This is a genomic window from Streptomyces paludis (genome assembly GCF_003344965.1).
In the GTDB taxonomy this organism is placed as follows: domain Bacteria; phylum Actinomycetota; class Actinomycetes; order Streptomycetales; family Streptomycetaceae; genus Streptomyces; species Streptomyces paludis.
This window is the reverse complement of the sequence record NZ_CP031194.1, coordinates 669667-692121: the sequence shown is the minus strand read 5'-3', so window position 1 is coordinate 692121 and position 22455 is coordinate 669667. Positions and strand designations below refer to the sequence as shown.

The 22455-nt window shown below is 67.5% G+C and carries 14 protein-coding genes and 3 rRNA genes; 14 read left to right on the top strand and 3 right to left on the bottom strand.

Annotated elements, in window-relative coordinates; genetic code table 11:
• Positions 1–57: 57 nt before the first annotated feature.
• Positions 58–684: an NUDIX domain-containing protein gene (locus DVK44_RS02935; protein ID WP_228446966.1), complete on the top strand. Its 627-nt coding sequence runs from the start codon at positions 58–60 to the stop codon at positions 682–684.
• 73 nt (positions 685–757) lie between these two features.
• Here DVK44_RS02935 and DVK44_RS02930 read toward each other — a convergent pair whose 3' ends face one another.
• Positions 758–3124 carry a glycoside hydrolase family 31 protein gene (locus DVK44_RS02930; protein WP_114658179.1) on the bottom strand — a complete coding sequence of 789 codons (2367 nt, stop codon included), beginning with the start codon at positions 3122–3124 and terminating at the stop codon, positions 758–760.
• 193 nt (positions 3125–3317) lie between these two features.
• Between DVK44_RS02930 and DVK44_RS02925 the strand changes: the two genes are divergently transcribed.
• Both DVK44_RS02925 and DVK44_RS02920 read left to right on the top strand, forming a co-directional pair.
• Positions 3318–5339 (top strand): acetoacetate--CoA ligase, encoded by a 2022-nt coding sequence (locus DVK44_RS02925; protein ID WP_114658178.1) that lies wholly within the window; start codon positions 3318–3320, stop codon positions 5337–5339.
• 80 nt (positions 5340–5419) lie between these two features.
• Positions 5420–6328, top strand: a complete 909-nt coding sequence (locus DVK44_RS02920; RefSeq protein WP_114658177.1) for a hypothetical protein — start codon at positions 5420–5422, stop codon at positions 6326–6328.
• 81 nt (positions 6329–6409) lie between these two features.
• Here the strand turns inward: DVK44_RS02920 and ptsP are convergent, their stop codons facing one another.
• Both ptsP and DVK44_RS02910 read right to left on the bottom strand, forming a co-directional pair.
• Positions 6410–8080 (bottom strand): phosphoenolpyruvate--protein phosphotransferase, encoded by a 1671-nt coding sequence (ptsP, locus tag DVK44_RS02915; protein ID WP_114658176.1) that lies wholly within the window; start codon positions 8078–8080, stop codon positions 6410–6412.
• Between the two features lie 90 nt (positions 8081–8170).
• Positions 8171–8620, bottom strand: a complete 450-nt coding sequence (locus tag DVK44_RS02910) for a PTS sugar transporter subunit IIA (protein WP_114658175.1) — start codon at positions 8618–8620, stop codon at positions 8171–8173.
• Between the two features lie 604 nt (positions 8621–9224).
• On the opposite strand from DVK44_RS02910, the gene DVK44_RS02905 reads away from it, so the two are divergent.
• The 11 genes from DVK44_RS02905 to DVK44_RS02855 all read left to right on the top strand — a co-directional run bounded on the left by DVK44_RS02905 (position 9225) and on the right by DVK44_RS02855 (position 22331).
• Positions 9225–10750, top strand: a 16S ribosomal RNA gene (locus tag DVK44_RS02905).
• 303 nt (positions 10751–11053) lie between these two features.
• Positions 11054–14178: ribosomal RNA gene (locus DVK44_RS02900) — 23S ribosomal RNA — on the top strand.
• An 80-nt stretch (positions 14179–14258) separates the two neighbouring features.
• Positions 14259–14375 (top strand): 5S ribosomal RNA (gene rrf / locus DVK44_RS02895).
• The 16S, 23S and 5S rRNA genes sit together here, the layout of an rRNA operon.
• A gap of 138 nt (positions 14376–14513) precedes the next feature.
• Entirely contained in the window at positions 14514–15122 is a 609-nt protein-coding gene (locus tag DVK44_RS02890) for a CDP-alcohol phosphatidyltransferase family protein (protein WP_114658174.1), read from the top strand.
• A gap of 130 nt (positions 15123–15252) precedes the next feature.
• On the top strand, positions 15253–17748 hold the full coding sequence (locus tag DVK44_RS02885) for a mannose-1-phosphate guanyltransferase (protein WP_114658173.1): 2496 nt from the start codon (positions 15253–15255) through the stop codon (positions 17746–17748).
• Positions 17749–17859: 111 nt separating this feature from the next.
• Positions 17860–18792: a DUF881 domain-containing protein gene (locus DVK44_RS02880; protein WP_114658172.1), complete on the top strand. Its 933-nt coding sequence runs from the start codon at positions 17860–17862 to the stop codon at positions 18790–18792.
• A complete protein-coding gene (locus tag DVK44_RS02875; protein WP_023543062.1) occupies positions 18789–19121 on the top strand; it encodes a small basic family protein in 333 nt (110 codons plus the stop codon). Before DVK44_RS02880 ends, DVK44_RS02875 begins: the two co-directional genes overlap by 4 nt.
• 5 nt (positions 19122–19126) lie before the next feature.
• Positions 19127–20074, top strand: a complete 948-nt coding sequence (locus DVK44_RS02870) for a DUF881 domain-containing protein (RefSeq protein ID WP_114664862.1) — start codon at positions 19127–19129, stop codon at positions 20072–20074.
• A gap of 148 nt (positions 20075–20222) precedes the next feature.
• Complete coding sequence (locus tag DVK44_RS02865; RefSeq protein ID WP_408055385.1) at positions 20223–21050, top strand: FHA domain-containing protein; 828 nt, start codon at positions 20223–20225, stop codon at positions 21048–21050.
• A gap of 16 nt (positions 21051–21066) precedes the next feature.
• A complete protein-coding gene (gene ftsR / locus DVK44_RS02860; protein ID WP_114658170.1) occupies positions 21067–21804 on the top strand; it encodes a transcriptional regulator FtsR in 738 nt (245 codons plus the stop codon).
• Positions 21805–21857: 53 nt separating this feature from the next.
• Positions 21858–22331: a bifunctional nuclease family protein gene (locus tag DVK44_RS02855; protein ID WP_006123076.1), complete on the top strand. Its 474-nt coding sequence runs from the start codon at positions 21858–21860 to the stop codon at positions 22329–22331.
• The last annotated feature ends 124 nt before the right edge of the window (positions 22332–22455 follow it).

The window sequence follows — 22455 nt, the reverse complement described above, 5'->3', positions numbered from 1 at the left end:
ACTGTCATCTACCAGCTTCCGGACCCGGAGGAAAGAGCGATCGGATACAGTCCGCGGGTGTCCCGGCCCCCGCGCGAGAGCGCCGCGCACCCCGCGAAGAGATCCGCCCCGCACTCCCACTGCGGCAGCTGCGGCACCCCCTACCCGGCGCCCGCCGACTGGCCCCGCACCTGCGCGGCCTGCGGCGCCACCGCCTACCGCAACCCGCTGCCCGTCGCCGTCGCCCTGCTGCCGGTCACCGACGGAGACCGGGCCGACGACGGAGACCGGGGGGCCGATGGCGACCGCGACGGGTCCGGCCACGGCGACCGCGGCACCTCACTCGTCGTCATCACCCGCACCATCCACCCCGCGTACGGCGGCATCGCCCTCCCCGGCGGCTTCGTCGACCACACCGAGGACTGGCGCCACGCCGTCGTACGGGAACTGTACGAGGAGACCGGCATCGAAGCGCCCGAGCACGACGTCCGGCTCGCCGACGCGCTCAGCTCACCGGACGGCCATCTGCTCCTCTTCGGGCTCCTCCCCGCCCGCCCCGCCGACCGGCTGCCGCCCTCCGTCCGCACCGACGAGACCACCGGATGGCACCTGCTGCGCGCCCCCGCCGAGCTGGCGTTCCCCCTGCACACCCAGGCGGTACGGTCCTGGTTCGCCGGCGCCTACGACCCGGCCCTCCCCACCTGACCCACCGCTCCACGCGTACGTACGTAGTACGTACGGCACACGACCGCCCGCCCCGCCCAGGTGCCGAGCGCGCTCACCGGGCCGCACCCCGCACCCGTACCGGCCACTCCGGCGCCAGCACACCCCCGCCCTCCAGCAGCCGTTCCACCCGTACCTCCCCGTCCACCAGCCGCGACGTATACCGCTCCACCTCCGCCGGCCCCCACCCGTCGCCCGGATCCCGCACCACCAGACCCCCGCCCGTACGCCCCGCCGCCGGCGCCCACACCTCCAGCACCGGCCCACCGTCCGCGCCCCGCACCGGAATCACCGCCCCCGCCCGCGCCAGCACCGGAATACGCGACGCCGGCGCGTCCAGCAGCACCTGCGCCGGACCCTCGTACGCCACCTCCGACACCGTGTCGTACCACCGGCCGGCCGGCAGCCGCACCGCCCGCCGGTCCGTCCCCCGCTCCAGCACCGGCGCCACCAGCAGCGCGTCCCCCAGCAGAAACACGTCCTCGCAGTCACGCAGCGCCCGGTCCTCCGGCGCCCCCCACCACACCGGCCGCACATACGGCGCACCCGTCAGCCGCGCCAACTGCGCCAGCGTCACGAAGTACGGCCCCAGCCGCTCCCGCCCCGCCAGCGCCGCCCGCGCGTGCTCCAGCACCTCGGGCCCGAACTCCCACGGCTCCCGCCGCCCCGCCCCGATCGCCGCGTGCGTACGGAACAGCGGCAGATACGCCCCCAGCTGGAACCAGCGCAGATACAGCTCGGCCGACGGACTTCCGTCGTGGCCCCCCACCTCGGGCCCCGAGTACGGCACCCCGCACAACCCCAGCCCCAGCACCAGCGACAGCGACGCCCGCAGCCCCGGCCACCCCGTCGACACCTCGCCCGACCATGTGCCCCCGTACCGCTGCATCCCCGCCCACCCCGCACGCGAGAAGAGAAACGGACGCTCACCGGGCCGCAGCCGCGCCAGCCCCTCATAGCCGGCCCGCGCCATCCCCAGCCCGTACACGTTGTGCGCCGCGCGATGATCGCCGCCCGCGCCCTCCAGCGCGTGCCGGGCCGACCGCGGCAGCGTCGCCTCCCCGAACGGCGCGAACGACACCGGCTCGTTCATGCCGTGCCACACCCCGGCGAACCCCTGCGCCAGCCGCTCCCCGTACAGCCCGCCCCACCACTCCCGTACCGCCGGATCCGTGAAATCCGGATACACGCACTCCCCGGGCCACCCCACCCCCCGCACCTCGCGCCCCCGCGCGTCCCGCACGAACGCGCCCGCCGCCCCCACCGCACGGCCACCGTCGTACACCGCGTCCCCCGGCTCCGCCCGCACCCCCGGACCGACGGCCGAGACCAGCCGCACCCCCGCCGCGCGCAACTCGCCCGCCAGCCCCGGCAGATCGGGAAAACGCTCCCGGTCGACCGTGAACACCCGATGCGCGTCGAGATGGCCGATGTCCAGATGCACCGCCGACAGCGGCAGCCCCCGCTCCCGGTACCCCGCCACGACCCGCCGCACCTCCTCCGCCCCACCGGCCCCCCACCGCGCGTGCTGCGGCCCCAGCGCCCAGGCCGGCGGCGGTACGGGCGCCCCGGTCAGCGCCGTCCAGCCGTGCAGCACCCGCGCGGGCGTCCCCGTCACCACCCAGCAGCGCAGCGGCCCGCCCTCCATCCGCAGCTCCGCCGTACCGGGCCGGTCATGACCGGAACCCGCCCCCTCCTCACCCTCCGCGAGCGTGACCCGGCCGTCCCAGGAGTTGTCGTAGAACGCCAGATGCGTCCCCGCGTCGGCCACCACCAGCTCCACCGGCATCGTCACGTACAGCGGATCGTCACCCGGACCGAACCCACCGCCCGGATCCGTGTTCCACAGCCGGTACGTACCACCCCGCAGCCGCGGCCCCGAAGCCCGCCCGCCCAGTCCAAAGAACCGCGCGTCCGCCGCCACCTCCGACCGCTGCACCCAGCGCGCCGGACCACCCCCCACCGGCTCCCACCAGCGCGGCGGCAGCTCACGCCGGAGCACCACCCCGCCCGGCGTACGCACCTCCACCCCGCCGTGCCGCGACACCGCCACCGTCACCCGCTCCGACACCACCCGCCAGCCGCCGCCCTTGTCCGGCTCCAGACCCGCCCGCGGATCCGCCTCGGGCGCGTCTACGTCGAGCGCGTACGACGGCAGCGGCCCGGCCCCGTCCCACCCCCAGAACACAGCGCCGCCCACCGCCACACACACCCGCAGCTCCGCCCGCGCGAACCGTACGATCCCGCCCCCGGGCAGCGGCTCCGCACCGGCCACCGGACCCGGCACCCGCGCCCGCTCAGGACCGCGCGGCGGCAGTCCCAGGGCGTCCGCGCGGCGACCGCGCCAGGCCGACCGTACGGACCGCAGCCCCCGCACCGAACCGACCGCTTTCATCGAACGCACCAGCTCACGACCGTCCATGACGCTCACCCTGCCACCCGTCCGGGCACGCCGAAGCACCGTTCAACTCCCGTTCACCCGCTGTGCAAGCCGGAATTCGCCGGCCCGACAGACAGGCGCCGCCGGATGGCCACCTCTGGTGCCGGAGACGATCACATGGCATCGTCCGTGTCAGCCGCACGCATCAGAGCCGAGCCGTCCGGGAGACGCCGCCATGCCCACCAGCGCCACCCCCGAACCCCTCTGGCGACCGGACCCCGAGCGCATCGCCACCGCCGGCGTCACCCGCTTCCAGAGCTGGGCCGCCGCGCGGTACGGAGCGCCCGCCGACGGCGGCTACCCGGCCCTGCACCGCTGGTCCGTCGACGAGCTGGAGACCTTCTGGACCGCCGTCGCCGACTGGTTCGACGTCCGGTTCACCACCCCGTACGAACGCGTCCTCGCCGACCGCGCCATGCCCGGCGCCCACTGGTTCCCCGGCGCCACCCTCAACTACGCGGAACACGCCCTGCGCGCCGCCGAGGACCCGGCCCGCGCCCAGGAACCGGCGCTCCTGTACGTCGACGAGACCCAGGAACAGACCCCCGTCAGCTGGCACGAACTGCGCCGTCAGGTCGCCGCGCTCGCCCGCGAACTGCGCGCCCTCGGCGTCCGCCCCGGCGACCGCGTCAGCGGCTACCTCCCCAACATCCCGCAGGCCGTCACCGCGCTCCTCGCCACCGCCGCCGTCGGCGCCGTCTGGACCTCCTGCGCCCCCGACTTCGGCGCCCGCAGCGTCCTCGACCGCTTCCAGCAGGTCGAACCGGTCGTCCTGTTCGCCGTCGACGGCTACCGCTACGGCGGCAAGGAACACGACCGTACGGAGACCGTCGCCGAACTCCGCCGCGAACTGCCCACCCTGCGCGCCCTCGTCCACATCCCGCTGCTGGGCACACCCGCCCCCGAAGGCGCCCTCACCTGGACCGGGCTGACCGAACCGGCCGAAGCCTCCGGCGCCGGCCAGGACGACCCCGGACCCGTCTTCGAACAGGTCCCCTTCGACCACCCCCTGTGGGTCCTCTACTCCTCCGGCACCACCGGCCTGCCCAAGGCGATCGTCCAGTCCCAGGGCGGCATCCTGCTCGAACACCTCAAACAGCTCGGCCTGCACTGCGACCTCGGCCCCGAGGACCGCTTCTTCTGGTACACCTCCACCGGCTGGATGATGTGGAACTTCCTCGTCTCCGGCCTGCTCACCGGCACCACCGTCATCCTGTACGACGGCAGCCCCGGCCACCCCGCCGTCGACGCCCAGTGGGGCGTCGCGGAACGCACCGGCGCCACCTTCTTCGGCACCTCGGCCGCGTATGTGATGGCCTGCCGCAAGGCGGACGTACACCCCGGCCGCGACCACGACCTCTCCCGGATCGGCTGCGTCGCCACCACCGGATCCCCCCTGCCCCCCGACGGCTTCCGCTGGCTCCACGACGAAGTCGCCGAGGACCTCTGGATCGCCTCCGTCAGCGGCGGCACCGACGTGTGCAGCTGCTTCGCCGGAGCCGTCCCCACCCTCCCCGTCCATATCGGCGAACTCCAGGCCCCCTGCCTCGGCACCGACCTCCAGGCATGGGACGAGGAGGGCACACCCGTCATCGGCGAGGTCGGCGAACTGATCGTCACCAACCCCATGCCGTCCATGCCGATCCGCTTCTGGAACGACCCCGACGGCAGCCGCTACCGCGACAGCTACTTCACGATGTTCCCCGGCGTCTGGCGCCACGGCGACTGGATCACCCTCACCGACCACGGCTCCGTGATCATCCACGGCCGCTCCGACTCCACCCTCAACCGCCAGGGCGTCCGGATGGGCTCCGCCGACATCTACGAAGCCGTCGAACGGCTCCCCGAGATCAGGGAATCCCTGGTCATCGGCGTCGAAGAGCCCGACGGCGGCTACTGGATGCCGCTCTTCGTCCAGCTCACGGAAGGCGCCGTCCTCGACGACGCGCTGCGCGACCGCGTCCGCCGCACCATCCGCGAACAGCTCTCCCCGCGCCATGTCCCGGACGAGATCCTCGAAGTCCCCGGCATCCCGCACACCCTCACCGGCAAACGCATCGAAGTCCCGGTCAAACGCCTCCTCCAGGGCGCGCCGCTGGACCGGGCGGTCAACGCCGGATCCGTGGACAACCTCGGCCTGCTCCCCTTCTACGAGAACCTGGCGAGAGCCCGGACCCACCCCCGCACCGACGGCTGATCCCACCGCCTTGCCGACCCCACTGTCAGACCCCTTGGCTACTCTGAGTGAGCAATGATCGACCGTGCTCAGGGGGAGCCATGGCACACACCGACCACCGCGACCAGCCGCCGCCGCGCACCAGCGCGCGCGGCAGATTACGGCGCGAAGTCCCCGGCGTCGTCGGCCTGCTGGCCGACGAACGGGACTTCGACGCGATGCGGCGCTACCGCACCTTCACCTTCGACGACCACGCGGCGTATCTGCGCGAGATCGACGGGCTGCTGAGATCCCTGGCATCCCGGGGCCTGCACACCACCGTCGCCCTCTTCGACCCCGAGGCGTACGAGGAGTTCTGCGCCGACACCGGACTCGACCCCGACACCCCGGCCGGCCGCACCCGCTACACGGCCACCCTCCCCGCGACCGGAGCCGCCGTCCGCTACACCGGCCAGCCCCTCGACACCCTGGTCCCGCAGCTCATCAACACCGCCGTCCGCAGAGCCACCTGGGAGTACGCGACCACACTCCTGGCCGACCTCGGAGAGTGCGCCGACTGCGGCCAGGACATCGGACACGCCGCCTTCGACCGCGCCTCCCACCTGCTCACCCGGCTGCTGGCCACGGCCGGACCCGGCACCCACCATCTCGTGTGCAGCGTCCCGGCCGCCGACGGACAACTCCTCGCGGTACTCCTCGTCCACCACCCCGAACAGGCACCGGCCGGGCTGGACGCGACGGAGTGCGCCGAGTTCGTCAGTGTGCTCGCCACCGGAATCGCCCTCGAAACCGCCGGGGGAGTAGTGCTCCGTACGACCACCCCCGGCGCCCCCGACCGGCTGCACGGCTGGCGCCTCCAACGCGGCGGCCTGGTCGCGCTCACCGAGGGCGAGGTCTTCAGCGCCTACTGCACGGACGCCGACACCGGCGAGCCCGTCGCCCCCGAGCCCGGCGTGGAGTACCGCGCGGGCTTCGACCTGGGACAGGAGGAGACCGGCACACACCACTGACCGGTACCGGAAACGGCGAAGGGGCTTTCTCCCGCACCCACGAAACAAGGTGCGGGAGAAAGCCCCCTCGGAACAGAACCCCTACTCGCCGGAGAGCACGGCCTGGGCGGCGGCCCTGGCCTCCTCCGCCGTGTCCGTGGCCCGCGCGGCGGCAGCGGCACGCTCACACTGCGCCAGCGTGTGCTTCGCCAGCGTCGACCGTACGTACGGGATCGACGCCGCGCCCATGGACAGCGAGGTCACCCCGAGTCCGGTGAGCACACAGGCCAGCAGCGGGTCCGCGGCGGCCTCACCGCACACACCACAGCTCTTGCCCTCGGCCTTCGCGCTCTCGGCCGACAGCGCGACCAGGTCCAGCAGCGCCGGCTGCCACGGGTCCTGGAGCCGCGACACGGCACCGACCTGCCGGTCGGCCGCGAAGGTGTACTGGGCCAGGTCATTGGTGCCCAGCGACAGGAACTCGACCTCCTGGAGGATCGACCGCGCCCGCAGGGCGGCCGACGGAATCTCCACCATCGCCCCGAACTTGGCGCTCAGCCCCGCCTCCCGGCAGGCGTCCGCGAACGCCTTCGCATCGGTACGGTCGGCCACCATCGGCGCCATGACCTCCAGATAGACCGGCAGCCCGGCGGCGGCCTTGGCCAGCGCCGTCAGCTGGGTCCGCAGCACATCCGGGTGGTCGAGCAGACTGCGCAGCCCGCGCACACCGAGCGCCGGATTCGGCTCGTCGGCGGGCGTCAGGAAGTCCAGCGGCTTGTCGGCTCCGGCGTCGAGCACCCGCACGACCACCCGGCCCTCGGGGAACGCCTCCAGCACCGCGCGGTACGCGGCGATCTGCTTCTCCTCCGACGGCGCCTGCTTGCTGTCGTCGAGGAAGAGGAACTCCGTACGGAACAGCCCCACCCCCTCGGCACCCGCCTCGACGGCCGCCGGCACATCGGAGGGACCACCGATATTGGCGAGCAGCGGAACCTTGTGCCCGTCCGAGGTCGCCCCCGGCCCGGACGACGCGGACAGCGCGGCCTTCCGCGCGGCGGCGGCCGCCGTCAGCTCCGCCCGCTTCTCGGCGCTCGGCTCGACGAAGATGTCGCCCGTGCTGCCGTCGACCGCGATCACCGTGCCCTCGGCGATCTCCCCGGCACCGGGCAGCGCCACCACGGCGGGCACACCGAGCGCCCGCGCCAGAATCGCGCTGTGACTCGTCGGGCCGCCCTCCTCGGTCACGAAACCGAGCACCAGCGCCGGATCCAGCAGCGCCGTGTCCGCGGGAGCGAGATCACGCGCGATCAGCACATACGGCTCGTCGCTGTCCGGCACACCGGGCATCGGAACGCCCAGCAGCCGGGCGACGATACGATTCCGCACATCGTCCAGGTCGGCGACGCGCCCGGCCAGATACTCGCCCGCGTTCGCCAGCAGCGCGCGGTACGAGGCGAACGCGTCGTACACCCCGCGCTCGGCCGTGGAGCCGACCGCGATCCTGCGCTCGACGTCGGCCATCAGCTCAGGGTCCTGCGCCATCAGCGCCTGGGCCTCCAGCACGGCCTGGGCCTCGCCGCCGGCCAGATTGCCACGGGCGATCAGATCGGCGGACACGGCCTCCACGGCCTGGTGGGCGCGGCTCTGCTCACGCTCCGCGTCCTCCACGGGGATCTGCTTGGCCGGCGGCTCCAGCACCGCCGTCCCCATGTGCCGTACCTCGCCGATCGCCACACCGTGGCTGACCCCGACGCCTCGCAGCGTTGTCTCCATGTCACCCGTCTCCGGATATGCGGCGACCCGGTCGCCGCGCTGAATGTACGACGGGCGCCCCGCGCCCGTCCCTGACATACGAGGCCGGCTTCACTGCCAGCCGAAAAGAGTGTCGCCGACCGCCACTTCGCCGTCCTCACGGAGGTCGGCGAGTGAGTCCGCCGTCGCCTCCAGCGCCACGACCGGGCAGATGGGCGACTTGCCGGCGGCCTCGACCGCCTCAGGGTTCCACCGCACGACCCCCTGCCCCCGCACCACGGTGTCGCCCTTGTTGACGAGCAGCTCGAACCCGGCGCCGTTGAGCTGCACCGTGTCGATACCCAGATGCGTCAGCACCCCGTGTCCCTCGGCGTCCACCACGACAAAGGCGTGCGGATGCAGCGAGACCATCACCCCGTCGACCGGCGACACCGCCACCCCTGGCCCCCTGACGGGGTCGATGGCGGTACCCGGCCCCACCATCGCACCGGAGAACACCGGATCGGGCACCGCGGCAAGCCCAATGGCTCGTCCGGGCAGTGGAGCCGTCACGATCGTCATGGGGAGCCTCCCGGAGGCTTGGGTGAGACGAGAACAGGAGCTTCCGTCCGTCACCCTGCGTGAGCGGGCGACGTGCTGTTGAGAAGGGTAAGTCATAGGAAGTGACGGTTCGGTGCAAGAGGTACCGGTTGACAGGCGGGCGGCGGCCCGGAATCGATTTGCCTGCGCCGACCGACGAGATGTACTGTCGTACTCCTGCCTGACCCCAACACGACATTGAGTCGGGGGTCGGCGGCATCTACCAAGTCTTGATCCTAAACCGTGGTTCTGCTTTTGCATGTCTGCGGGACGGTGGTCAGGGAGAACGAAAAGCCCTGGTAGAGTTTGAAACGCAAGAACGAAACACCGAAGGGAAAGCGCCCGGAGGAAAGCCCGATGAGGGTGAGTACGAAGGAAGCGTCCGTTCCTTGAGAACTCAACAGCGTGCCAAAAGTCAACGCCAGATATGTTGATACCCCGACCTACCGAATACTCGGTGGGTTGAGGTTCCTTTGAAGAAAAACACAGCGAGGACGCTGTGAACCACTGGTCTTATTCCGGCCGGTGGTTCCGCTCTCGTGTGTGCTAGCCGGCCCCTCTTAAAATTGAGTTGGCCGAGCAAACATTCACGGAGAGTTTGATCCTGGCTCAGGACGAACGCTGGCGGCGTGCTTAACACATGCAAGTCGAACGATGAAGCCTTTCGGGGTGGATTAGTGGCGAACGGGTGAGTAACACGTGGGCAATCTGCCCTTCACTCTGGGACAAGCCCTGGAAACGGGGTCTAATACCGGATAATACTTTTCTCCGCATGGGGGAAGGTTGAAAGCTCCGGCGGTGAAGGATGAGCCCGCGGCCTATCAGCTTGTTGGTGGGGTGATGGCCTACCAAGGCGACGACGGGTAGCCGGCCTGAGAGGGCGACCGGCCACACTGGGACTGAGACACGGCCCAGACTCCTACGGGAGGCAGCAGTGGGGAATATTGCACAATGGGCGAAAGCCTGATGCAGCGACGCCGCGTGAGGGATGACGGCCTTCGGGTTGTAAACCTCTTTCAGCAGGGAAGAAGCGCAAGTGACGGTACCTGCAGAAGAAGCACCGGCTAACTACGTGCCAGCAGCCGCGGTAATACGTAGGGTGCGAGCGTTGTCCGGAATTATTGGGCGTAAAGAGCTCGTAGGCGGCTTGTCGCGTCGGATGTGAAAGCCCGGGGCTTAACCCCGGGTCTGCATTCGATACGGGCAGGCTAGAGTGTGGTAGGGGAGATCGGAATTCCTGGTGTAGCGGTGAAATGCGCAGATATCAGGAGGAACACCGGTGGCGAAGGCGGATCTCTGGGCCATTACTGACGCTGAGGAGCGAAAGCGTGGGGAGCGAACAGGATTAGATACCCTGGTAGTCCACGCCGTAAACGTTGGGAACTAGGTGTTGGCGACATTCCACGTCGTCGGTGCCGCAGCTAACGCATTAAGTTCCCCGCCTGGGGAGTACGGCCGCAAGGCTAAAACTCAAAGGAATTGACGGGGGCCCGCACAAGCAGCGGAGCATGTGGCTTAATTCGACGCAACGCGAAGAACCTTACCAAGGCTTGACATACACCGGAAACGGCCAGAGATGGTCGCCCCCTTGTGGTCGGTGTACAGGTGGTGCATGGCTGTCGTCAGCTCGTGTCGTGAGATGTTGGGTTAAGTCCCGCAACGAGCGCAACCCTTGTTCTGTGTTGCCAGCATGCCTTTCGGGGTGATGGGGACTCACAGGAGACTGCCGGGGTCAACTCGGAGGAAGGTGGGGACGACGTCAAGTCATCATGCCCCTTATGTCTTGGGCTGCACACGTGCTACAATGGCCGGTACAATGAGCTGCGATGCCGCGAGGCGGAGCGAATCTCAAAAAGCCGGTCTCAGTTCGGATTGGGGTCTGCAACTCGACCCCATGAAGTCGGAGTTGCTAGTAATCGCAGATCAGCATTGCTGCGGTGAATACGTTCCCGGGCCTTGTACACACCGCCCGTCACGTCACGAAAGTCGGTAACACCCGAAGCCGGTGGCCCAACCCCTTGTGGGAGGGAGCTGTCGAAGGTGGGACTGGCGATTGGGACGAAGTCGTAACAAGGTAGCCGTACCGGAAGGTGCGGCTGGATCACCTCCTTTCTAAGGAGCATTTCTTACCAGGGCTTGCTCTGGTCAGAGGCCAGTACATCGGCGAATGTCCGGTGCTGGTTGCTCATGGGTGGAACGTTGACTATTCGGCACATCAGGTTTGGTTCTGTGAGTACTGCTTCGGCGTGGAAATCAGGACGGGATCGGGTGTGCCGGGCGCGCTGTTGGGTGTCTGAGGGTGCGAGCGTTGCTCGCCCTTCGGGTTGCCGGCCCCAGTGAACTTGCCCTGTAGGGGGTGGGGTGGTGGGTGGCTGGTCGTTGTTTGAGAACTGCACAGTGGACGCGAGCATCTGTGGCCAAGTTTTTAAGGGCGCACGGTGGATGCCTTGGTACCAGGAACCGATGAAGGACGTGGGAGGCCGCGATAGGCCCCGGGGAGCTGTCAACCGAGCTTTGATCCGGGGGTGTCCGAATGGGGAAACCCGGCAGTCGTCATGGGCTGTCACCCGCTGCTGAACACATAGGCAGTGTGGAGGGAACGAGGGGAAGTGAAACATCTCAGTACCCTCAGGAAGAGAAAACAACCGTGATTCCGGGAGTAGTGGCGAGCGAAACCGGATGAGGCCAAACCGTATGCGTGTGATACCCGGCAGGGGTTGCGCATGCGGGGTTGTGGGAGTTCTTTTGATCGGTCTGCCGGCCGGTCGGCGAGTCAGAAACCGTATGGATAGGCGAAGGACATGCGAAAGGTCCGGCGTAGAGGGTAAGACCCCCGTAGCTGAAATCTGTACGGCTCGTTTGAGAACCACCCAAGTAGCACGGGGCCCGAGAAATCCCGTGTGAATCTGGCGGGACCACCCGCTAAGCCTAAATATTCCCTGGTGACCGATAGCGGATAGTACCGTGAGGGAATGGTGAAAAGTACCGCGGGAGCGGAGTGAAATAGTACCTGAAACCGTGTGCCTACAAGCCGTGGGAGCGTCGCGCGCCGAGTTTACTCGGTGCGTCGTGACTGCGTGCCTTTTGAAGAATGAGCCTGCGAGTTTGCGGTGTGTTGCGAGGTTAACCCGTGTGGGGAAGCCGTAGCGAAAGCGAGTCCGAATAGGGCGTTATAGTAGCGCGCTCAAGACCCGAAGCGGAGTGATCTAGCCATGGGCAGGTTGAAGCGGAGGTAAGACTTCGTGGAGGACCGAACCCACCAGGGTTGAAAACCTGGGGGATGACCTGTGGTTAGGGGTGAAAGGCCAATCAAACTCCGTGATAGCTGGTTCTCCCCGAAATGCATTTAGGTGCAGCGTCGTGTGTTTCTTGCCGGAGGTAGAGCACTGGATAGGCGATGGGCCCTACCGGGTTACTGACCTTAGCCAAACTCCGAATGCCGGTAAGTGAGAGCGCGGCAGTGAGACTGTGGGGGATAAGCTCCATGGTCGAGAGGGAAACAGCCCAGAGCATCGACTAAGGCCCCTAAGCGTACGCTAAGTGGGAAAGGATGTGGAGTCGCAGAGACAACCAGGAGGTTGGCTTAGAAGCAGCCATCCTTGAAAGAGTGCGTAATAGCTCACTGGTCAAGTGATTCCGCGCCGACAATGTAGCGGGGCTCAAGCGTACCGCCGAAGTCGTGTCATTGCAGTACGTACCCCCAACGGGGACTGTGATGGGTAGGGGAGCGTCGTGTGCCGGGTGAAGCAGCAGCGGAAGCTAGTTGTGGACGGTTCACGAGTGAGAATGCAGGCATGAGTAGCGATACACACGTGGGAAACGTGTGCGCCGATTGACTAAGGGTTCCTGGGTCAAGCTGATCTGCCCAGGGTAAGTCGGGACCTAAGGCGAGGCCGACAGGCGTAGTCGATGGACAACCGGTTGATATTCCGGTACCCGCTTTGAAACGCCCAGTATCGAATCCATTGATGCTAAGGCCGTGAAGCCGTCCTGGATCCTTCGGGTGAAGGGGAGTGGTGGAGCCGCTGAACCAAGGTGGTAGTAGGTAAGCGATGGGGTGACGCAGGAAGGTAGTCCAGCCCGGGCGGTGGTTGTCCCGGGGTAAGGGTGTAGGGCGTTGTCCAGGTAAATCCGGACAGCACGTAGCCTGAGACCTGATGCCGAGCCGATTGTGGTGAAGTGGATGATCCTATGCTGTCGAGAAAAGCCTCTAGCGAGTTTCATGGCGGCCCGTACCCTAAACCGACTCAGGTGGTCAGGTAGAGAATACCGAGGCGTTCGGGTGAACTATGGTTAAGGAACTCGGCAAAATGCCCCCGTAACTTCGGGAGAAGGGGGGCCATTCTGGGTGAGGGAATTTACTTCCTGAGCTTGGGGTGGCCGCAGAGACCAGCGAGAAGCGACTGTTTACTAAAAACACAGGTCCGTGCGAAGCCGTAAGGCGATGTATACGGACTGACGCCTGCCCGGTGCTGGAACGTTAAGGGGACCGGTTAGCTGACTTTCGGGTTGGCGAAGCTGAGAACTTAAGCGCCAGTAAACGGCGGTGGTAACTATAACCATCCTAAGGTAGCGAAATTCCTTGTCGGGTAAGTTCCGACCTGCACGAATGGCGTAACGACTTCTCGACTGTCTCAACCATAGGCCCGGTGAAATTGCACTACGAGTAAAGATGCTCGTTTCGCGCAGCAGGACGGAAAGACCCCGGGACCTTTACTATAGTTTGATATTGGTGTTCGGTTCGGCTTGTGTAGGATAGGTGGGAGACTTTGAAGCTTGGACGCCAGTTCAGGTGGAGTCGTCGTTGAAATACCACTCTGGTCGTGCTGGATGTCTAACCTGGGTCCGTGATCCGGATCAGGGACAGTGTCTGATGGGTAGTTTAACTGGGGCGGTTGCCTCCTAAAGAGTAACGGAGGCGCCCAAAGGTTCCCTCAGCCTGGTTGGTAATCAGGTGTTGAGTGTAAGTGCACAAGGGAGCTTGACTGTGAGACCGACGGGTCGAGCAGGGACGAAAGTCGGGACTAGTGATCCGGCGGTGGCTTGTGGAAGCGCCGTCGCTCAACGGATAAAAGGTACCCCGGGGATAACAGGCTGATCTTCCCCAAGAGTCCATATCGACGGGATGGTTTGGCACCTCGATGTCGGCTCGTCGCATCCTGGGGCTGGAGTCGGTCCCAAGGGTTGGGCTGTTCGCCCATTAAAGCGGTACGCGAGCTGGGTTTAGAACGTCGTGAGACAGTTCGGTCCCTATCCGCTGCGCGCGCAGGAGTCTTGAGAAGGGCTGTCCCTAGTACGAGAGGACCGGGACGGACGAACCTCTGGTGTGCCAGTTGTTCTGCCAAGGGCATGGCTGGTTGGCTACGTTCGGAAAGGATAACCGCTGAAAGCATCTAAGCGGGAAGCCTGCTTCGAGATGAGGACTCCCACCCCCTTTGAGGGGTTAAGGCTCCCAGTAGACGACTGGGTTGATAGGCCAGATGTGGAAGACCGGTAACGGTTGGAGCTGACTGGTACTAATAGGCCGAGGGCTTGTCCTCAGTTGCTCGCGTCCACTGTGTTAGTTCTGAAGTAACGAACAGCCGTGTTGTCTTCCAGCTGTTGGATATCTTCATAGTGTTTCGGTGGTCATTGCGTGAGGGAAACGCCCGGTTACATTCCGAACCCGGAAGCTAAGCCTCACAGCGCCGATGGTACTGCAGGGGGGACCCTGTGGGAGAGTAGGACGCCGCCGAACAATTATTGTGGGAATGCCCTGTGCCAGGTATCTGGTACAGGGCATTTCTGCGTTTAAGGCCCCCCTTACCCTCGGCCGGCGGCTCTGAGGGTAAGGTCAGGAGGCATCGTTGGCACGTTCCACACAGGAGGCCCCCGGGTGGAGGTCCAGGAGACCCGCGTTCAGACGGACCGGGTACTCACCATCCCCAACGTCCTCAGCATGGCCCGTCTCGTTGGCGTGCCGCTCTTCCTGTGGCTGATTCTTCGCCCCGAGTTCGGCGGGCCCAACAGTGACCTGTGGGCATTGCTGGTCCTGATGCTGAGCGGTATCAGCGACTATCTCGACGGCAAGCTCGCCCGCCGCTGGAACCAGATCAGCAGCCTGGGGCGGCTCCTCGACCCCGCCGCCGACCGTCTGTACATCCTTTCCACCCTGGTTGGCCTCACCTGGCGCGAGATCCTGCCGCTCTGGCTCACGGCCGCGCTTTTGGCCCGTGAGCTGATGCTTCTGGTCATGGTGGGGATCCTCCGGCGGCACGGTTATCCGCCGCCCCAGGTGAACTTCCTGGGGAAGGCGGCTACCTTCAACTTGATGTACGCCTTCCCGCTTCTGCTCCTCAGTGACAGAAGTGGGTGGCTCGCGTCACTCGCCGAAGTTTTCGGATGGGCGTTCGCAGGATGGGGTACAAGTCTGTATTGGTGGGCAGGAGTCCTCTATGTGGTCCAGGTCCGCCGGCTCGTGAAGGCGGACACCGAGGCCGATTGAAGCTCGTCGATGTGGTGCCGCGCAGCGTCGCCCGGCCCGCGCTTGACCGCCAAGGGACTTCGGTCCTGCCCCGGACGCCCCAGACGGGTGAAGTCGGCGAGTCCGTCTCTTCAAGGAGGACGCTTCCGACATGAAGGCCGTCGTGATGGCCGGTGGCGAAGGAACTCGACTTCGCCCCATGACCTCAAGCATGCCCAAGCCTCTCCTGCCGGTCGTGAACCGGCCGATCATGGAGCATGTGCTGCGGTTGCTCAAGCGCCATGGGCTCAACGAGACCGTCGTAACCGTGCAATTCCTCGCCTCCCTCGTCAAGAACTACTTCGGCGACGGTGAAGAACTCGGCATGGAGCTGAGTTACGCCAACGAGGAGAAGCCGCTCGGAACCGCCGGGAGCGTCAAGAACGCCGAGGAAGCGCTGAAGGACGACACCTTCCTCGTCATTTCCGGCGACGCTCTCACCGACTTCGATCTGACCGACCTCATCGCCTTCCACAAGGAGAAGGGCGCACTGGTCACGGTGTGTCTGACCCGGGTGCCGAATCCACTGGAATTCGGGATCACGATCGTGGACGAGGAAGGAAAGGTCGAACGTTTCCTGGAGAAGCCCACCTGGGGCCAGGTCTTCTCGGACACCGTGAACACCGGTATCTATGTGATGGAGCCCGAGGTCTTCGACTATGTCGAGGCCGATGTCTCGGTCGACTGGTCCGGCGATGTCTTCCCGCAGCTCATGAAGGAGGGCAAGCCGATCTTCGGCTATATCGCCGAGGGGTACTGGGAGGACGTCGGCACCCACGAGAGCTATGTCAAGGCGCAGGCCGATGTCCTCGAAGGCAAGGTCGACGTGGAGATCGACGGCTTCGAGATGTCGCCCGGAGTCTGGGTCGCCGAGGGCGCCGAGGTGCACCCCGACGCCGTACTGCGCGGCCCGCTCTATATCGGTGACTACGCCAAGGTCGAAGCCGACGCGGAGATCCGCGAACACACCGTGGTCGGCTCCAATGTAGTCGTCAAGACCGGTGCCTTCCTGCACAAGGCCGTCGTCCACGACAACGTCTACATCGGACAGCACTGCAATCTGCGCGGCTGTGTCATCGGCAAGAACACCGACATCATGCGCGCGGCCCGGATCGAGGACGGCGCGGTCATCGGTGATGAGTGCCTGGTCGGTGAAGAATCGATCATCCAGGGCAATGTGCGGGTCTACCCGTTCAAGACCATTGAGGCCGGCGCGTTCGTCAACACCTCGGTGATCTGGGAGTCCCGGGGTCAGGCGCATCTCTTCGGTGCGCGTGGGGTCTCCGGCATCCTCAATGTGGAGATCACACCGGAGGTCGCGGTGCGGCTGGCCGGCGCGTACGCCACCACCCTCAAGAAGGGGTCCACCGTCACCACGGCGCGTGACCACTCGCGAGGGGCCCGCGCGCTCAAGCGGGCCGTGATCTCCTCGCTCCAGTCCAGCGCCATCGACGTACGCGACCTGGAGAACGTCCCGCTGCCGGTGGCCCGCCAGCAGACCGCCCGGGGCAGCGCCGGCGGCATCATGATCCGTACCTCGCCGGGGGTCCCCGACTCCGTCGACATCATGTTCTTCGACGAGCGCGGCGCGGATCTCTCACAGGGCGGCCAGCGCAAGCTGGACCGGGTGTACGCGCGTCAGGAGTACCGGCGCGCGTTCCCCGGTGAGATCGGGGATCTGCACTTCCCGGCCAGCGTCTTCGACTCGTACACCGGCTCGCTGCTCCGTAACGTCGATACGACGGGGATCTCCGAGGCCGGGCTCAAGGTCGTGGTCGACGCGTCCAACGGCAGCGCGGGGCTTGTCCTGCCCAGTCTGCTGGGCAGGCTCGGGGTCGACGCGCTGACGATCAATCCCGGTCTGGACGAGTCCCGGCCGACGGAGACGGCCGAATCGCGTCGCTCCGGGCTGGTCAGGCTGGGGGAGATCGTCGCCTCCGCGCGGGCCGCGTTCGGTGTCCGGTTCGACCCCGTGGGTGAGCGGCTGTCGCTCGTCGACGAGCGGGGCCGGATCATCGAGGACGACCGGGCCCTGCTGGTGCTGCTCGATCTCGTCGCCGCCGAGCGGCGCAGCGGGCGGGTGGCGCTGCCGGTGACCACCACCAGGATCGCCGAGCAGGTCGCCGCGTACCACGGGACGCAGGTGGAGTGGACGACGACATCGCCCGACGATCTGACCCGGGTGGGCCGTGAGGAGACCACGATCTTCGGTGGTGACGGCCGCGGTGCCTTCATCGTGCCGGAGTTCAGCAGTGTGCTCGACGGTACGGCCGCCTTCGTACGGCTGATCGGTCTGGTCGCGCGTACGCAGCTGACGCTGAGCCAGATCGACGCCCGGATCCCGCGCGCCCATGTGCTGCGTCGCGATCTGGCCACCCCGTGGGCCGTCAAGGGGCTGGTGATGCGCAGCGTGGTCGAGGCGGCCGGGGACCGGCAGGTGGACACCACCGACGGCGTACGGGTGGTGGAGGCCGACGGGCGCTGGGTGATGGTCCTGCCGGATCCCGCCGAGGCCGTCACCCATCTGTGGGCCGAGGGTCCTGACGACGCGTCCGCCCAGGCGCTGCTCGACGAATGGTCCGCGGTGGTGGACGGAGCCGGGCATTAGGGCGGCTCGGCCGAGGTGACAGCGGTGTGCCGGACGGCGTCCACGGACGCCGTCCGGCGTGTGTGCGGGGCCATTCGGCGGTAGGGCCCACCACGTGCGACGATGTGCGGCATGTCGCAGCAGTCCCCCGATCGGAGCACCGCTTCTCCGCCCCCGCGCCCCGACGCGTCGATGTCGCTGCTGAACAGTGTGATGAACCACAGTCTTGACGAGGGGTACGCGGAGGCGGCGGCCCGCCGGGACGCCGAGGGCGGCGGACTGCCCCGGACGCTCAGGGCGAAGCTGGGGCTCGCGGCCGGACTGGTGCTGGCCGCCCTGGTCGTCACCGTCGGGGCCGCCCAGGCGAGGATCTCGGCGCCCGTCCTGGCGAAGGAGCGCGAGGAACTCATCGACCGGATCAACTCCGAGTCCGACGCCGCCGACTCGCTGGCGCGTACGGTCGAGAAGCTGCGCGGGGAGGTCGGTGACCGGCAGCGGGCCGCTCTGCGGACGCGGGGCGGCGACCAGGGGGAGCTGGTGGCGCTGCTCGCCGGCGCGACCCCGGTGCAGGGTCCCGGGGTGCTGCTGGTGGTGGACGACGCGAAGGACGCCTCGGCCGGTGACGGCGGCGGACCGCGCGAGAGCAGTGGCTTCGCCGACACCGGGCGGGTCAGGGACCGGGACATGCAGCGGGTCGTCAACGGCCTCTGGGAGTCGGGCGCGGAAGCGATCGCGATCAACGACCAGCGGCTGACCTCGCTCTCCGCGATCCGGGCGGCGGGCGACGCCATACTGGTCGACAACAGGCCCCTGGTGCCGCCGTACACGGTGCTCGCGGTGGGCGAGGCGAAGAAGCTGAGCAGTGCGTTTCAGGCCAGTGCCGACGGCCGCTATCTCCGTTCCCTGCACGACGACTTCGCCATCCGTACCAAGATCTCCGAGCAGGCGGAGGTGCGGCTGCCCGCCGCGCCGAGCCTGATCGTACGTACCGCAGAACCTGAGGCCGCCGCCCGTGGGAAGGACAACGGGCAGCGCGCGGCCGACACCGAGAAGGGCACATCGTGATCGCCGTACTGGGCCTCGTCGTGGGAGTCGTGGTCGGACTGTTGGTCCGGCCCGAGGTGCCGGCAGTGGTCGAGCCCTATCTGCCCATCGCCGTCGTCGCCGCGCTCGACGCGGTCTTCGGCGGCCTGCGGGCCATGCTCGACGGGATCTTCGTCGACAAGGTGTTCGTCGTCTCCTTCCTGTCGAACGTGGTCGTCGCCGCGCTCATCGTCTTCCTGGGGGACAAGCTGGGCGTGGGTGCCCAGCTCTCCACCGGTGTGGTCGTCGTGTTCGGTATCCGGATCTTCTCCAACGCTGCCGCGATCCGCCGGCACGTGTTCCGGGCGTGACGCCGATGAACAGCGAGAACAAGCCGACCGGAGAGACACCGGAGACTCCTGGGACGCCGGGGACTCCCGGAACGCCGGGGAAGCCGGCGGGGGAGCCCTCGGGAGCCACGCCGGCTGCGACGCCCGGCACGACGCCGGGCGAGGAGGCTCCCCGGGCCTCTCTGCCCGCTCCGGACGCCCCTGGGGCCCCCGAGGCTCCTGAGGCTCCGGAGACCGCCGAGCGGCCCCAACAGCTCACCGGACGCCAGCGGTTGGCGGCGGGGCTGTGGCCGCCGCGGGTGACGCGGGCTCAGCTCGTGGTGGCGCTGCTGCTGTTCGGGCTCGGACTCGGGCTGGCGATCCAGGTCGCGTCCAACAACGACGACACCGCGCTGCGCGGAGCCCGCCAGGAGGACCTGGTGCGGATCCTCGACGAGCTGGACAACCGTACGCAGCGGCTGGAGGACGAGAGACAGCGCCTGGACGACCAGCGCACCGAGCTGGAGAACAGCTCGGACCAGGCGGAGGAGGCCCGCAAGCAGACCCGGGAGAAGGAACAGCAGCTGGGCATCCTGGCGGGCACCGTCGCCGCGCAGGGGCCCGGGATCACGCTGACCGTCGACGACGCGAACGGGACCGTCACGCCCGACATGCTGCTCGACGCGCTCCAGGAGCTGCGGGCCGCCGGCGCCGAGGCCATCCAGGTCAATGACGTCCGGGTGGTCGCCGGTACATTCTTCTCCGGTACGGGGGGTGACGTACAGGTGGACGGGAAGCCGGTCCGGACGCCGTACAGCTTCAAGGTCATCGGCAAGCCGCAAGATCTGGAGCCGGCCCTCAACATCCCCGGCGGGGTGGTGCAGACGCTGGAGAAGGAGCAGGCCACGGCCACCGTGACCCGGGCTGAGAAGATCATCGTGGACGCCTTGCGAGCGGCAAAGAGACCTGACTACGCTCGGTCGTCATCGCGGTGAAGCGGGGGTGCATGACAGCTGTCGTACGCGGGCATGAGGTTGCGGGGGGTCGGCGCACGATCAGCGTGGTGAGTGGTGGAAACTGTCGGGTGGATACGGACGTTGTCATGATGTCCGCGCCGGCAGGTGTATTCATTCAGGGTTCGTCCTGCCCCACGGGCGGGTCTGTTTCGGTCAAGGGGAATCGCCCGTGAAGTTGTTTGGGAAGTTGTTCGGCAAGAGCGCGCGCGAGGACGGCGGCGCCAACCGCCATCGCGCCTCGCGCCAGGGTGGGAGTGAGGAATCGAGCGGTGAGCGCCCGCTCTTCCGTGACCAGGTGGGGGGCGATCCGGCGGAGGGTTCCGGCGCGTCGTCTGTTGACCCTGCCGGTTCCGGCCGCATAGGTTTCGGGGAATCATCTGCCCCCGGTGGGCAGTCGCGGCAGGAGGGTCCCACGATGGCGGGCTTGCCGGTCTGTACGAGATGCGGTCACGAGAACACCGCCGCGAGCCGGTTCTGCTCCAACTGCGGTGCGCCGCTGCGGGGCGGGGTTCCGCCGGAGCGCGCCTCGGAGCAGACCTCGACGATCTCCATCTCGGGTCTTGAGGCGTACGACTCGGAGGTGACGGGGCAGACGTCGCTCCCGTCGCTGACCCCGGAGGCCCAGGCGGCGGTCGACGCCCTGCCGGCCGGCTCGGCGCTCCTGGTGGTGCGCCGCGGGCCGAACTCGGGCAGCCGCTTCCTGCTGGACGGCGAGCTGACGACGGCGGGCCGTCACCCGGAGAGCGACATCTTCCTGGACGATGTGACCGTGTCGCGTCGCCATGTCGATTTCCGCCGGGGCGCGGACGGGCGCTTCACCGTCTCGGACGTCGGCAGCCTGAACGGTACGTACGTCAATCGTGAGCGGATCGATTCGGTCCTGCTGGCGAACGGCGACGAGGTCCAGATCGGTAAGTACCGGCTGGTCTTCTACGCGAGCCAGCGGGGCGTGTGACCCTCAGGGAAGGTCCATGCCGCGTACATCCAGGGGCGGTGCCGGACACGGCACCGCCCGCACGGCCGAGCCGCTGATCAGCATCGGCGCGGTGCTGGCCAGGCTGCGGGACGAGTTTCCCGAGGTCTCGATCTCCAAGATCCGCTTTCTGGAGGCCGAGGGGCTCGTCGAACCGCGCAGAACGCCGTCCGGCTACCGCAAGTTCAGCCCCGACGACGTGGAGCGGCTCGCCCGGATCCTGCGGATGCAGCGGGACCACTATCTGCCGCTCAAGGTCATCAGGGAGCATCTGGACGCCCTGGGGCGGGGCGAGCACGTCCAGCTGCCCGCGCCGCAGCGGGGGCCGCTGGAGGGCCTTCCTGAGGCGGAATCGGGGGCACCCACCGTCGCGCGGATCGGCCGCGAGGAGCTGCTCGCCGCGGCCGGGGCCGAGGAGGGGATGCTCGCGGAGTGGGAGTCGTACGGGCTCATCACCCCGATGCCGGACGGCGGCTATGACCCGGAGGCCGTCACCGTGGCGAAACTGGTCTCGGATCTTGCCGGATTCGGACTGGAACCCAGGCATCTGCGGGTGATGAAAGCGGCGGCCGAACGCGAGGCCGGACTGGTCGAACAGGTGGTCGCGCCGCTGCGTCGGCACCGTAACCCGCAGACCAGGGCCCATGCCGAGGCGACCACGAAGGAGCTGGCGACGCTCTCCGTGCGGCTGCACCAGGCACTGTTCCACACGGCTCTCGGGGACCGCCGGTACTGATCATGGGGGAGCCCGACTACCCAAACCTGCCGGGCACGTCCTAGGGTTGCTGTGTGAACGAGCTCGACGTTGTGGGTGTCCGGGTGGAAATGCCCTCGAACCAACCGATCGTGCTCCTGCGTGAAGTGGGAGGCGATCGGTACCTCCCCATCTGGATCGGACCGGGGGAGGCGACCGCGATCGCCTTCGCCCAGCAGGGCATGGCCCCGGCCCGGCCGCTGACCCATGATCTCTTCAAGGACGTGCTGGAGGCGGTCGGCCAGGAGCTGACCGAAGTCCGGATCACGGACCTGCGGGAAGGGGTCTTCTACGCGGAGCTGGTCTTCGCGAGCGGGGTCGAGGTGAGCGCCAGGCCGTCGGATGCCATAGCGCTGGCACTGCGCACGGGCACACCGATCTACGGCAGTGACGGGGTCCTGGACGATGCCGGCATCGCCATCCCGGACGAGCAGGAGGACGAGGTGGAGAAGTTCCGCGAGTTCCTCGACCAGATCTCGCCGGAGGACTTCGGCACCAACAGCCAGTGACCGCCCCGGGGAGCACCGTACGGTGCTCCCGTCAGGGCATTCGGTCAGCCCTTCCCCGGAACGGGACACGGGAAACCACTCTCAGGGTGATTATCACTCGGCGTGGCGAGTGTGGCGATCGTTG

Bases quoted from the DNA above. Each gene is read 5' to 3' on its own strand.
- DVK44_RS02930 (WP_114658179.1), bottom strand. From the start codon at position 3,124: ATGGACGGTCGTGAGCTGGTGCGTTCGATGAAAGCGGTCGGTTCGGTG.
- DVK44_RS02925 (WP_114658178.1), top strand. From the start codon at position 3,318: ATGCCCACCAGCGCCACCCCCGAACCCCTCTGGCGACCGGACCCCGAG.
- DVK44_RS02920 (WP_114658177.1), top strand. From the start codon at position 5,420: ATGGCACACACCGACCACCGCGACCAGCCGCCGCCGCGCACCAGCGCG.
- ptsP (WP_114658176.1), bottom strand. From the start codon at position 8,080: ATGGAGACAACGCTGCGAGGCGTCGGGGTCAGCCACGGTGTGGCGATC.
- DVK44_RS02910 (WP_114658175.1), bottom strand. From the start codon at position 8,620: ATGACGATCGTGACGGCTCCACTGCCCGGACGAGCCATTGGGCTTGCC.
- DVK44_RS02885 (WP_114658173.1), top strand. From the start codon at position 15,253: ATGAAGGCCGTCGTGATGGCCGGTGGCGAAGGAACTCGACTTCGCCCC.
- DVK44_RS02880 (WP_114658172.1), top strand. From the start codon at position 17,860: ATGTCGCAGCAGTCCCCCGATCGGAGCACCGCTTCTCCGCCCCCGCGC.
- DVK44_RS02870 (WP_114664862.1), top strand. From the start codon at position 19,127: ATGAACAGCGAGAACAAGCCGACCGGAGAGACACCGGAGACTCCTGGG.
- ftsR (WP_114658170.1), top strand. From the start codon at position 21,067: ATGCCGCGTACATCCAGGGGCGGTGCCGGACACGGCACCGCCCGCACG.